At 62.9% G+C, this 11,861-nt stretch carries 11 protein-coding genes and 1 pseudogene; 3 read left to right on the plus strand and 9 right to left on the minus strand.

Annotation, left to right across the window (positions count from 1 at the left end; all coding sequences use genetic code 11):
- Positions 1–75 precede the first annotated feature (75 nt).
- Positions 76–1,017: a type VI secretion system-associated lipoprotein TagQ gene (tagQ, locus tag DOCECA_RS22995; protein WP_445571141.1), complete on the plus strand. Its 942-nt coding sequence runs from the start codon at positions 76–78 to the stop codon at positions 1,015–1,017.
- A gap of 606 nt (positions 1,018–1,623) precedes the next feature.
- Here the strand turns inward: tagQ and DOCECA_RS23000 are convergent.
- Positions 1,624–1,779 (minus strand): annotated as a pseudogene (locus tag DOCECA_RS23000) (DUF6124 family protein); the annotation flags it as partial.
- A 240-nt stretch (positions 1,780–2,019) separates the two neighbouring features.
- Between DOCECA_RS23000 and DOCECA_RS23005 the strand changes: the two are divergent.
- Positions 2,020–2,400, plus strand: coding sequence for a helicase (locus tag DOCECA_RS23005; RefSeq protein WP_445571142.1), 381 nt, complete (start codon positions 2,020–2,022; stop codon positions 2,398–2,400).
- Positions 2,401–2,564: 164 nt separating this feature from the next.
- Here the strand turns inward: DOCECA_RS23005 and DOCECA_RS23010 are convergent, their stop codons facing one another.
- The 6 genes from DOCECA_RS23010 to exbB all read right to left on the minus strand — a co-directional run bounded on the left by DOCECA_RS23010 (position 2,565) and on the right by exbB (position 9,477).
- Positions 2,565–3,962 carry an aminoacyl-tRNA deacylase and HDOD domain-containing protein gene (locus DOCECA_RS23010; protein WP_420767150.1) on the minus strand — a complete coding sequence of 466 codons (1,398 nt, stop codon included), beginning with the start codon at positions 3,960–3,962 and terminating at the stop codon, positions 2,565–2,567.
- Positions 3,963–4,040: 78 nt separating this feature from the next.
- Positions 4,041–6,116: an ATP-dependent DNA helicase RecG gene (recG, locus tag DOCECA_RS23015; protein ID WP_445571143.1), complete on the minus strand. Its 2,076-nt coding sequence runs from the start codon at positions 6,114–6,116 to the stop codon at positions 4,041–4,043.
- A 9-nt stretch (positions 6,117–6,125) separates the two neighbouring features.
- Positions 6,126–7,046, minus strand: a complete 921-nt coding sequence (locus DOCECA_RS23020) for a hydrogen peroxide-inducible genes activator (protein WP_039593629.1) — start codon at positions 7,044–7,046, stop codon at positions 6,126–6,128.
- Positions 7,047–7,318: 272 nt separating this feature from the next.
- Entirely contained in the window at positions 7,319–8,074 is a 756-nt protein-coding gene (locus tag DOCECA_RS23025; RefSeq protein WP_434561619.1) for an energy transducer TonB family protein, read from the minus strand.
- A complete protein-coding gene (exbD, locus tag DOCECA_RS23030; RefSeq protein ID WP_030142181.1) occupies positions 8,071–8,499 on the minus strand; it encodes a TonB system transport protein ExbD in 429 nt (142 codons plus the stop codon). The genes DOCECA_RS23025 and exbD overlap by 4 nt, the downstream gene beginning before the upstream one ends.
- Positions 8,500–8,505: 6 nt before the next feature.
- On the minus strand, positions 8,506–9,477 hold the full coding sequence (exbB, locus tag DOCECA_RS23035) for a tonB-system energizer ExbB (RefSeq protein ID WP_434608851.1): 972 nt from the start codon (positions 9,475–9,477) through the stop codon (positions 8,506–8,508).
- Positions 9,478–9,665: 188 nt separating this feature from the next.
- On the opposite strand from exbB, the gene DOCECA_RS23040 reads away from it, so the two are divergent.
- Positions 9,666–10,523, plus strand: a complete 858-nt coding sequence (locus DOCECA_RS23040; protein WP_434649664.1) for an SDR family oxidoreductase — start codon at positions 9,666–9,668, stop codon at positions 10,521–10,523.
- Between the two features lie 128 nt (positions 10,524–10,651).
- On the opposite strand, the gene DOCECA_RS23045 is transcribed toward DOCECA_RS23040, so the two are convergent.
- Both DOCECA_RS23045 and DOCECA_RS23050 read right to left on the minus strand, forming a co-directional pair.
- Positions 10,652–11,392: a hypothetical protein gene (locus DOCECA_RS23045; RefSeq protein ID WP_445571144.1), complete on the minus strand. Its 741-nt coding sequence runs from the start codon at positions 11,390–11,392 to the stop codon at positions 10,652–10,654.
- A gap of 55 nt (positions 11,393–11,447) precedes the next feature.
- Positions 11,448–11,828 carry a RidA family protein gene (locus tag DOCECA_RS23050; protein ID WP_030142177.1) on the minus strand — a complete coding sequence of 127 codons (381 nt, stop codon included), beginning with the start codon at positions 11,826–11,828 and terminating at the stop codon, positions 11,448–11,450.
- Between the last annotated feature and the right edge of the window lie 33 nt (positions 11,829–11,861).

Consider the following 11,861-nt stretch of genomic DNA (forward strand, 5'->3'; position numbering starts at 1 on the left):
TCAGCGAGCTTGGAAGGGACTCAGGCGGCGATGGGGCCGTGCTGAGCTGGTCAAAACTTAAACGAGAACACAACTATGCTTTTCTCCCGTAAACCTTTTGCTTCGGTTTCCAAGCGTCATTTGCTGATGGTTGCTGTGGGCTTCAGCACCGTACTGACTGGCTGCGCTTCGTCGCCGACGTCCAAGGTCGCCTCGAGCACCAAGGTCGAGTACTACCCCAACTGCTACGAGCCGGTGCAGCACCTGCGCTCCACCGAAGGGAACATGACCAAGTCGGTCGTCACCGGCGCAGCCGTCGGTGCCGTCGGTGGTGCGCTGCTGGGCGCCTTGACCGCCGACAAGGAAGACCGTGGCCGTAACGCCGCCATCGGTGCCGCGGGCGGCGCCTTGGCCGGTGGCGCTACCGGTTACTACACCGAGCGCCAGAAGCAGATCGCCGATGACAACATGCGCATCGCCTCCTACGCCGCCGACGTCAGCAAGAGCGCTTCGGACATCGACCGCAGCACCGCCTACGCCAAGGCGTCGCAACAGTGCTACCAGAACGCGTTCAGCAAACTGGTCGCCGACCGCAAGGCCAAGACCGTCAACGACACCGAAGGCCGCAAGCGCCTGGCGGAAATCGTTGCCGGCCTGAAAGAATCCAATGACCTGATCGTCGCGGTGAACGGCAAGGCTTCCGAAGACCTGAACAACTACACCCAGGCCTACGAGAAGGACCTGCAGCAAGTGGGTGTGCAGCGTAATGACGTGGTGACCGTGGCCACTGCTGACACCACGCAGGTTGTGGCGGCGCAGACCAGCACCAAGACCAAGAAGAAAGTGACGCCGGCGAAGAAGAAAGAACTGCCAGCCGTGCCGAAAGAAGCGGTCGCTACCGAGAAGACCCTGCAGACCGCCAAGGCCAAGCAGGATGAAAGCAAGCAGGTTGCCAGCGCGGGTACTACGCAGGTGAACAGCATGTGCAAGAATCCGGACTTGGGTGACTGGGCTCCGGTGCCTTGCCCGAATGTTTGATTGATGGCGGCTGATCACTTCCCTTGAGTGATCACCGCTGCAAATCTGTGGGAGCGAGCAGGCTTGCTCCCACAGTTGTTTCTGGGTACGTATCCATTGCTGCGGTAACGGCTGCTTAGGGTTTCGCCCTTACGGCGACTCACTTTTTTTCAGACGCCAAAAAAAGTAAGCAAAAAAGGCTTGGCCCCACCACTCGGTGCCTCGCCTAGGCTCGGCATGCCCTCACTCCGGCATTGCTCCGTGGGCCCGCCGCGAAGGGTCATCCATGACCCAGCGCGGCTAACCCGGCATCCATGCCGGGTTGCCCACTCCACAATGCCTGCGCTCGGCCATCGTGGTTAACGGGGCCCGTAGATCAAAAGCCAAGCCGAGGCGGCCTTGAAGCCGACCTGGCTCTCGGTGGGACCGCGTTTCCCCTGTGGGAGCGAGCTTGCTCGCGAAGGCGGCCGTTCAGCTTGCATCGATAGCGACTGATCGACCGCTTTCGCGAGCAAGCTCGCTCCCACATTTGTTTTGTGGTGACTGAAATATTTGCGACAACCCCGATCCCTTGTGGGAGCGCGCCTGCTCGCGAAGGCGTCGGTTCAGCTTGCCACTATGTCCGTCCTATCCCTTGGCTGCAGACGCCGCCACCCCCTTCGTCTCCAAATGATCCAGCGCGCGCTCAACCAACAACTGAACCCCATCAGCCATGCGACTGATCGCCAGGGCTACACAGCGGCGGGATTCGTCGATGTCGTCGGCCAGGTCGGCGGCGATTTTTGCGGTGACGAATAGAGGTTAGCCGCGCTCGGTTGCCCTGCCTAGTTCATGAACAGCCCGGCGTTTTGAAGGAAATCTCCGACGGGTCTGAAGGCCATGGAATGCCCCTTCTAAACATGACTTGGCAGTCATCGTGCGCAAAATGCGGGCGATCTTCCTTAAACCGGATTCGATGATGGCGTTCCGCTGGGGAAACGATAAACTGCGCCAGCCGTTCATTTTTCTCACGAGGCTGTGCCGATGAAATTTCGTTTCCTGTTGTGGATGCTGGGGTGGTTGATGGGCAAGGCCAGCCGCAGCAATCCAGCCTTCCAACAACAGCTGGGCGACAAGGAGCTGGTGTTCCAACTGCAAACCCTGGACGGCAAGATCGCTCGGTATTTCACCGTGAAGAACCAGCGCATCACCAGCCAGTCGGGTGTTTATGCAACGCCGGCCTTCGCCATCGCGTTCAAGGATGCAGGCTATGGCTTCGCCACGATGCAGGCGAAGAACAAGCAACTGGCGTTCATGACCGGGATCCAGGACAAGTCGATCCAGATCAAGGGTAATCCGGCGCTGGTGATCTGGTTTCAGGGGTTGATGAAGTATTTGAAGCCGAGGAAGGCCAAGAAGGCTTAGTCAAGAACCCCCGTGGCGAGGGAGCTTGCTCCCGCTGGGCTGCGAAGCAGCCCCAAATAGGCTAGTGCGTTTGCGCTGACGGATCGCGTCGGCAGGTTTTGCGTCTGCTGCGCAGCCGAACGGGAGCAAGCTCCCTCGCCACAACAGCCCTTGTGCCGCTGCGTTTAATGGCTGAACTGCGAAGCCAATTCCCGCAGTAGCACCTCGGCTTCAAGCACCTTGCTCACCACATCATTGGCCTTTTCCCGAGTCAGCCCAACGCGTTCGAGCAGGGCATCGGGGATGTCCTCATCCGGTCCGGAGCCGATGCTGCGTGAGCGCAGCAGGCGTACGGCCAGGCAAACCAGGTTCGGGTAGGCGGCGTATTCGCCGTCGTAGTGGGGATCGTGCTGGAAGCGCAGGGCGGTGGCCAGTTCGTCGGGCATGTCCCAGTAGCGCATCAGCCAGGCGCCGATCTGCTCGCGGCTGATGCCCAGCAGGTGTTGCTCCACATAGCTGTGGCACAGGTGCGGGTTGACTTCCAGGTGCCGGCAGATCAAGGAGAAATGCGGCGGGAAGACGTGGGCCAGCAGCAGGTAGCCAAAGTTGTGCAGCAAGCCCGACAGGTAGGTCAGGCCGCCCTCCGGGCGCTGGGCGCGTGGCATGGCGCGGGTCAGGCCTTCGATGACGGCGGCGGTGTAGATCGATTGCTGCCAGTACGGCGTGGTGTGTTGCGGGTGGTCCTTGGGCAGGCTCAGGGTCTTGCCCAGGGCCAGGCCCAGCGCCAGGTTGATCACCAGGTCGAAGCCCAGCACCCGGACGATGGCGTCTTCCACCGAGCGGATCTTGCCCGGCGATGCGTAATACGGCGATGCGGCCCAGCTCACCACTTGGGCGGCCAGTGCGGGGTCGGTTTCGACCACGCCGGTGATGTCGTCGATGGTGGCGTCAGGGTCGACCCGCAGCTTGATGATTTTTTGCGCGGTTTCGGCCAGCGGCGGGATCTCGATGGTCTCTTCCAGCCGTTGCTGGATACGCCGGGCGGTGAATGCCTGGACGGCTTGGGTGATTTCCTTGCGGTCGTCATCCGGGCGGTCCAGGTTCGGGGAGATATTGCCCAAGGGTTCGCCAAACGTCGCGGCGCTGGCCTTGGTGAGCATGGTCTTGAAGGCTTCGCTGGTGACTTCCAGCAGCAGCCCCGGCTCGCCTGAGTTGATCAGCAGCTTGGGCTCGCGCAGCAAGCCTTCTTCGTACAGGCATGGCGAGCTGGTCAGCGCGGGTAGGCCCGGCAGGAGGCTTAGGCTGTGCTTGCCCAGCATTCGCTCCAGGCGCTCGGTCGGCACCGCCGTGAGTTTACGGCCAGTGAGTTCGGCCAGACGGTTGAGGTCCAGCAATTGATTTTGTGGAAACAGGACCATGAGCGCGCCGACGGCATCGTGCAGCAGCACGGCTTGCACTTTGCGAGCAGGATTCAGGCCCGGTCGCTCGATGATTTCGTCGAAGGCGATGCCCAGTTTTTCGAGCAATTGCCGAATAACAGACGGAGCGTGCGGGGTTACGGGGACGAGGGCAGCTTCGGTCATGGTCGGTGTCCGTATTCTACAAGTGGGTCAGTATAACCAGCTTGTCCAGAAGGCGCGTCCAGAAAACTGAGCGCGTGCTCACACTTGGCCGTATTGCTGCCCATGACGCAGCCAGCGATCCAGCAGCGGGCTCACATGGTCGGGCCAGCGCTCCAGCAGCGCCTGGGCGGCGTCGCGAACCGCCGGGAGCAGGTCGGCGTCGCGCATCAGGTCGGCCACCTTGAATTGAAGCAGACCGGTCTGGCGCGTGCCGAGCATTTCGCCTGGGCCGCGCAGTTCGAGGTCTTTTTCGGCGATCACGAAACCGTCGTTGGTTTCGCGCATGATGCCCAAGCGTTGGCGGCCGATCTGTGACAGCGGCGGGTGATACAGCAGCACGCAATGGCTGGCGGCACTGCCCCGGCCGACCCGGCCGCGCAGCTGGTGCAACTGCGCCAGGCCCAGGCGCTCGGGGTTTTCGATGATCATCAAGCTGGCGTTGGGAACATCGACGCCGACCTCGATCACGGTGGTGGCGACCAGCAGTTGCAGGACGCCGGCCTTGAACTCGGCCATGACCGCCGCTTTTTCGGCAGGCTTCATGCGGCCGTGGATCAGCCCGACTTTCAACTCGCCGAGGGCGGCGGTGAGGTCTTCAAAAGTAGTCTCGGCTGCCTGGCAGGTCAGCTCTTCCGACTCTTCGATCAGGGTGCACACCCAATAGGCTTGCCGGCCTTCGGCGCAGGCGCTGCGTACGCGCTCGATCACTTCGACCCGCCGGGTGTCGGTGACCAGCACGGTATTGACCGGCGTGCGACCGGGAGGCAGTTCGTCGAGGATCGAGGTGTCGAGGTCGGCGTAGGCGCTCATCGCCAGGGTCCGTGGGATCGGCGTCGCGGTCATGATCAACTGATGCGGGCACATGCGCCCGCCGACGCCTTTCTGCCGCAGGGCCAGGCGCTGTTGGACGCCGAAGCGGTGTTGTTCGTCGATGATCACCAGGGCCAGGTTCTTGAACTGCACTTCGTCTTGGAACAGAGCGTGGGTGCCGACCACCATCGGCGCGCCCTCGGCGATTTGCGCGAGGGCGGCGGCGCGGTTCTTGCCCTTGAGCTTGCCGGCCAGCCAGGCGACTTCGATGCCCAGAGGTTCGAGCCAGCGCTGGAAGGTGATGAAATGTTGCTCGGCCAGGATCTCCGTGGGCGCCATCAAGGCCACTTGATAACCGGCCTCCAACGCTTGCAGCGCGGCGAGGGCGGCGACCACGGTCTTGCCGGCGCCGACGTCGCCCTGGATCAGCCGCAGCATCGGCTCTGGCTGGCTCAGGTCGTAGGCGATTTCGTTGCCGACCCGCTGCTGCGCGCCGGTGGGGGTGAAACCGAGGTTGGCCAGGTAACGGGCCGGCAGCTTCGTCGCCTTGGGCATGGCCGGGGCGCGCAGCGAGCGCAGGCTTTCGCGCAGGCGTTGCTGGGACAGTTGATGGGTCAGCAGTTCTTCAAAGGCAAGGCGATGCTGGGCCCAGTGATGTCCGAGAGCGAGCTCTTCCACATCTGCATCGGCGGGCGGGTGATGCAGATAGCGAATCGCGTCGGCCAGTGGCGCGAGCTGATAGTCCCGGGCCAACTCCTTGGGCAGCCAGTCCGGCAGGCTGGTGGGGCCGAGCATTGTCAGGGTCTGCTGGCAGAGTTGGCGCAGGCGCTGTTGGGTCAGGCCTTCGGTGAGCGGGTAGACCGGCGTCAGGGTTTCCGCGACGGGCGGCGGTTCGTCGCCGGTGATGGCGCGGTATTCCGGATGATAGATCTCCAGCCCCGAGGCTCCGGGCCGCGCCTCGCCGTAGCAGCGCACGCGGGTGCCACGCTTGAGGCCTTCCTTTTGCGCATTGCTGAAATGATAGAAACGCAGACTGAGCCCGCCGGTGCCGTCCTGCAGGCGCACCACCAGGCTACGACGCCGGCCCATGACCACGTCGGCGCCGCTGACGGTGCCTTCCACCACTGCATCCTGTCCAGGCCGCAAATGGCCGATGGGCACCACGCGGGTGCGATCCTGATAACGCAGCGGCAGGTGGAACAGCACGTCCTGGAGGGTTTCCAGGCCGACCTTGGCAAACTTTTCGGCCATGGCTTCACCGACACCCTTGAGTGCCGTGACCGGCACTTTCGACAGCTCAGTCATGGCCACGGCTTACTTGGCGGCGGGCGGCTTGGCCACGGAACACAGGCGGATCGAGTCGGCGAGGATCTCGATGGCCTTGGGTCGCGGGAAGCTGGCGCGCCAGGCAATGGCAACGGTGCGGAACGGCACGGGCGCGGTCAATGGGCGGACTTCGATCACGCCGGGGGAGTAATGATGGCTGTCCACCGCCGACAACGGCAGGATGGAAATGCCCAGGCCGGAAGCAACCATGTGGCGAATGGTTTCCAGAGAGCTGGATTCCACCGTGGTGTGCTTGGCACCTTCGCTGCCCTTGGTCAGCGTCGGGCAGGCTTCCAGCACCTGGTCGCGGAAGCAGTGGCCTTCGCCCAGCAACAACAGGCTCTTGTCGTTGAGCAGACCGGCGTCGATGGTTTTTTTCTGGGTCCAGGGGTGCTGGGCCGGCATCAGAACGTAGAACGGCTCGTCGTAGAGCGGCAGGGTCAGGACATCGGCTTCGTTGAACGGCAGGGCGATGATGATTGCGTCCAGCTCGCCGTTGCGCAGCTTGTCGCGCAGCACGTGGGTGAAGTTTTCTTCGATGTACAACGGCATCTGCGGGGCGACCCGGTGCAGTTGTGGAATCAGGTGCGGGAACAGGTACGGGCCGACGGTGTAGATCGCGCCGACTTTCAATGGGGCGGTCAGCTGGTTCTTGCCGGCCTGGGCCAGCTCGCGAATGCCCTGGGCCTGTTCCAGGACCTTTTGCGCCTGGGCCACGATGCCTTCACCGACCGGGGTCAGGCGCACCGCGCTTTTGCTGCGCTCGAAAATAAGCACACCGAGTTCGTCTTCAAGCTTTTTCACACCCACCGACAGTGTCGGCTGGCTGACATGGCAACGCTCGGCCGCATGGCCGAAATGCTGCTCTTGGGCGAGGGTCACGATGTAGCGTAATTCTGTGAGGGTCATGGCGAAACGTCCGTGAAGTTGCGAGCCAAGCATACCGGCTGCAATCGATAGACGCACGTTATCAGACTGGAGGCGCGCGGCGACACTGTCGAATGTCTGATGTGGCGAGGGGATTTATCCCCGTTGGGCTGCGAAGCGGCCCCAAGAACAGGATTGGCGACGGGAAAGCCGGGGGGCATGTCAGCTTTTTTAGGGCCGCTACGCGCCCCAGCGGGGATAAATCCCCTCGCCACAAATAAGAAGCCCCTGAAACAGGGGCTTGCAATTAGAGGTCAGCGCCGGCGCTTGTCGATGGAGTACAGGAACGGCGCCGTCAGCTCGACCGTGCCGTTGGTCAGCAGGTCGGCCGGTGGCTTGGGCAGCGGTTGGGCGCGACGGATCATGTCCAGGGTGGCCCGGTCCAGATCGGCGTTGCCTGACTTGCCCACCAATTCGAAGGACAACACGTTGCCTTCGGCATCCACCACGAACCGCAGGCGGTTCATGCCTTCCTTGCCGCGTGCCTGGGCGCTGGCCGGGTACTTCTTGTATTTGCCCAGGTGCGCCAGCAGTGTGCCTTGCCAGCTCGCCTTGGCCGCCATTTGCGCGGGCGACGGGCCTGGGGCCGGTTGTGCGGACTTTTCGGTCGGCGCCTGGGTGGGCTGAGTGTCGGCGGGCTTTTGCTCCGACGGCGTTTCCTTCGGCGGCTCCGGTTTTTTCTCCACCGGCTTGGGCTTGGGCGGCTGGGGCTTCGGCTTGGGCTTGACCGGCTTGGGCACGGCGATTTCCGCCTTCGGTGCTTCGGCCAGTTTTGGCAATGGCAGCTCTTCCACCGGCTCCGGAGGCGTCGGCGGTGTGACGACTTTCGGCGGTGCAGGCGGTGGCGGGGCAGGAACCGGCGCCAGCTCGACCATCATCGCCTGGGGCGGCAATTCGAGGGGCGGACGCGTCGTCCAGTTCAGCGCCAGCGCGATGGCAAGCGCGTGCACGCCCAGCACCACGGCGAGGCTACCGCTGTAACGCGTCAGTTTTTGGCGCGTCGTGATCATTTCTTCGGCGCCGTCTCGAGTCCGACCAGGCCGACCTTCAAGTAACCGGCGCCGCGCAGGGCGTCCATCACGCTCATCAGGTCGCCATAGTCCACGCCTTTGTCGGCCTGGAAGAAGATCGTCGTGTCTTTCTTGCCCTGGGTCTTGGCATCGAGGGTCGGGCCGAGGCTCTCGACCTTGATTTCCTCTTCGCCCAGGAACAGGCGCTGGTCCGCCTTGACGCTCAGGAACACCGGTTTCTCGGGCCGTGGCGACGGCTTGGCCGTGGACGCGGGAAGGTCAACCTTGATGTCCACGGTGGCGAGCGGGGCGGCCACCATGAAGATGATCAACAGCACCAGCATCACGTCGATGAACGGCGTGACGTTGATTTCGTGGTTCTCGGCCAGATCGTCGTCTGCGCCTTCTTTCAAATGCAGGCCCATGGCCGATTACCCCACTTTCACCATGTGTGGTTGCGAGCCACGCTCGGGCGGCAGGTGATCGAGGTCGCGACTGACCAGCAGCAGGACTTCGGCCGAAGCGTCGGAAACCTGGGCCTTGTAGCCGGCGATGGAGCGGGCGAAGACGTTGTAGATAACCACCGCCGGGATGGCCGCGACCAGGCCCAATGCGGTCGCCAGCAAGGCCTCGGCGATACCGGGGGCAACGACGGCAAGGTTGGTGGTCTGGGTCTTGGCGATGCCGATGAAGCTGTTCATGATCCCCCACACGGTGCCGAACAGGCCGACGAACGGCGCAGTGGAGCCGATGGTGGCGAGCACGCCGGTGCCGCTGCTCATGTTGCGACCGCAGGCCGCGACCAGGCGCTCGAGGCGGAAGCTCACGCGCTCCTTGATGCCCTCCTTCTCGCGGCTGTTGGCCGACAGGCGCATTTCTTCGAGCGCATCGTGGACCAGCAGGTTGGCGAGTGTGCCTTCCTTGCCGGCGGTGGCACTGGCTTCCTTGAGAGTGGTGGCTTTTTTCAGCGCGGCGATTTCACCCCGCAGGCGACGCTTGGCGCCAAGCAGTTCAAAGCCCTTGGCGATCCAGATCGTCCAAGTGATGATCGAGGCGATGGCCAGGCCGATCATCACGGCTTTGACGACCACGTCGGCGTTTTTGTACATGCCCCACGGCGACAGGTCGTGGGCCATGCCCAGGGTATTGTCGGCTTCGAGCACTTGAGGCGCCTCGGCCTCGACGGCCTGGCTCGGATCGGTGGCCACGGGCGTTGCAGCAGGTGCGGCCGGGTCCGCCGGTGCCTGGGTGGCAGCAGGCGTGGTGGCGGGGGTCGATGCGGGCGTCTGCGCATCAGCGAAGGCGGCGCTCGGCGCCAGCATCAGACTGAGCAGCAAGGCTGCCACGGCGCCCCAGGCGCGGGGTCGGTTGGTTGGCGAAGCGGAAGAGAAAGAACGTGTCATGCTGGCCGGACCTGAGAATAAAAGAAGGTTGATGTTCTTCCAGGCCTCGTGAGGCCGAGAACAAAAGTGGCGAGCATTATTGCAAGTAATTCTTGTTAACAAAAGTAATACAGTAACTTTTTTTGCTTCATGGCTAGCCGCTCGTCCAATGCGAAGGCTAGTCTGCGGCTTTCCCAGAGGAGTTCTTGATGTCCGCGCCTTCTGTTTTGATCGCCGGTTGTGGCGATATAGGCGGCCGCCTGGCGAGCCAGCTCGTGGCCGAACATTGGCGGGTCCATGGCTTGCGGCGTACGGTTTCGAACCTGCCGGCCGGGGTTGTCGGTGTCGCGGGGGACCTGTTCAGTGCGCAGTGTCCCGTCGACTGGCCTGTGGGGTCGTTGGATTATCTGGTGTACAGCGCCGCCGCTACCGATCATGACGAGGCGGGCTATCGTGCCGCTTATGTCGAAGGGTTACAGCATGTGTTGGGCTGGCTGGAACAGCATGGCCAGCGGCCCAAACGATTGCTCTTTGTGTCCAGCAGCAGCGTGTATGGACAGCAGGGCGGGGAGTGGGTGGACGAAAGCTCGCCCACCGAGGCGGGCGGTTATTCCGGGCGAGTGATGCTGGAAGCCGAGCAGGTGGCACTCGACAGCGGCATCCCGGCCAGTCGCATACGCCTGACCGGCATCTACGGACCGGGGCGGGAATGGCTGCTGAGCCAGGTGCGCCAAGGCTATCGCGTGGTGATCGACCCGCCGCTCTATGCCAACCGCATCCACGCCGACGATGCCGCCGGCCTGCTGGCGTTTCTGCTGAAAGCTGATCATCAGGGCAAGACGCTGGAAGACTGCTACATCGGCGTCGATGACACCCCCGCGCCGCTGGCCGAGGTGGTGGGTTGGTTGCGTGACTACATGGGCGTTACCGAATGGGCCGACGACGCCAGCGTGCGCCGCGCCGGCAGCAAGCGCTGCAGCAACGCCCGGGCCAAGGCGTTGGGCTGGACGCCGCGTTATCCGAGCTTTCGCGAGGGGTATGCGGCGATTCTGGAAAGTCGTTGCTGATTCGCCTGACAGCCCCAAACCAACTCTGTGAGCGAGCTTGCTCGCGATGAGGCCCTAACAGTCAACATCAAGGTTGACCGTTACACCGCCATCGCGAGCAAGCTCGTTCCCACAGGGGGCACACCGGGTTATCGCTTTTCAAGCACCCATTTGCGATCACCCGGCGTGAACGACGGCATTTCATCCGCCAGCGCCGCGTTCACGGTCTGGAAGATTTCCAGTTTCTTGCCGTCGCGGGAAAAAATCCAAGTGTTGCCCTGACCGTTCTGTTGCAGCCAGATGTTGTCGTTGCCACCGCTCATGGAGGCGCAGTCGCCGGCCAGGCACAAGGCGTAGCGATCAGTGCCCGGCAAGCCGCTGACTTGACCATCGGGCTGGAATTGCACGGTGGCGCCCTGGCCAGGCCCTTCGGCAATGTTCCAGATGCCGCCGAGATAAGCCGAATACAGGGCGCGCTCGAAACTGGCGCCAATCGGCGCGCCTTCCGGTACCTGTACTTGGGCGCGGTCGAACACTTGCTGTGGTTCGTTTTCGGTGGCGGCCTGGCTCAACTGGTCGCCGTCGCGCTTGAGTTCGCTGGCCGAGCTGCCGTAGAAGTCGACTTTCCAGGCGCCGTCTTCTTCGCCCAGCAACTTGCCTTCGACATTCTCAAAACCATTGGTGTAACGCGCCTGGCCAGCCCGGGTGTTGACGTCCCATTCCAGGTTCGGGCCATAGGCCTGCAATGCTTCGCGAAGCGGGCCGCCTTTGGCGGCAGCGTCGATGGCGGCCTGGTTGATCCAGGTGCCGCTGATGTCACGGTCTGCAGGGTCGCTGGCGCAGCCGCCCAGGAGCAGGGCGAGCAGGGAGAAAGCAAGCGCTTTGCGCATGGTGGAATCCTTTCAGAACGAAAACGGCGCAGCGGGAAAGGCTGCGCCGGGCGTTTTACTCGATGACCAGGATGGCATCCATCTCGACCTGGGCGCCTTTTGGCAAGGCAGCCACGCCAATGGCAGCGCGGGCAGGGTAAGGCTGGTCGAAATACTTGCCCATGATCTCGTTGACCTTGGCGAAGTGGCTCAGGTCGGTGAGGAAGATGTTGAGCTTGACGATGTCCTTGAACGAACCGCCGGCAGCTTCGGCCACGGCTTTCAGGTTCTCGAACACTTGCACGGTCTGGGCTTCGAAGCCCTCGACCAGCTCCATGGTTTTCGGGTCCAGCGGGATTTGCCCCGACATGTAAACGGTGTTGCCCGCCTTGATCGCCTGGGAATAAGTACCGATGGCGGCCGGGGCCTTGTCGCTGGAGATAACGGTCTTGGTCATTCATGACTCCTTGTAATGAGGGCGAGTGAGACG

The sequence above is a fragment of the Pseudomonas sp. E102 genome (genome assembly GCF_052660185.1).

Coding starts and splice junctions, on each gene's coding strand:
- tagQ (WP_445571141.1), top strand. CDS start 76: ATGCTTTTCTCCCGTAAACCTTTTGCTTCGGTTTCCAAGCGTCATTTG.
- exbD (WP_030142181.1), bottom strand. CDS start 8,499: ATGGGCCTGCATTTGAAAGAAGGCGCAGACGACGATCTGGCCGAGAAC.
- DOCECA_RS23045 (WP_445571144.1), bottom strand. CDS start 11,392: ATGCGCAAAGCGCTTGCTTTCTCCCTGCTCGCCCTGCTCCTGGGCGGC.
- DOCECA_RS23005 (WP_445571142.1), top strand. CDS start 2,020: ATGAAATTTCGTTTCCTGTTGTGGATGCTGGGGTGGTTGATGGGCAAG.
- exbB (WP_434608851.1), bottom strand. CDS start 9,477: ATGACACGTTCTTTCTCTTCCGCTTCGCCAACCAACCGACCCCGCGCC.
- DOCECA_RS23040 (WP_434649664.1), top strand. CDS start 9,666: ATGTCCGCGCCTTCTGTTTTGATCGCCGGTTGTGGCGATATAGGCGGC.
- DOCECA_RS23050 (WP_030142177.1), bottom strand. CDS start 11,828: ATGACCAAGACCGTTATCTCCAGCGACAAGGCCCCGGCCGCCATCGGT.
- recG (WP_445571143.1), bottom strand. CDS start 6,116: ATGACTGAGCTGTCGAAAGTGCCGGTCACGGCACTCAAGGGTGTCGGT.
- DOCECA_RS23020 (WP_039593629.1), bottom strand. CDS start 7,046: ATGACCCTCACAGAATTACGCTACATCGTGACCCTCGCCCAAGAGCAG.
- DOCECA_RS23025 (WP_434561619.1), bottom strand. CDS start 8,074: ATGATCACGACGCGCCAAAAACTGACGCGTTACAGCGGTAGCCTCGCC.
- DOCECA_RS23010 (WP_420767150.1), bottom strand. CDS start 3,962: ATGACCGAAGCTGCCCTCGTCCCCGTAACCCCGCACGCTCCGTCTGTT.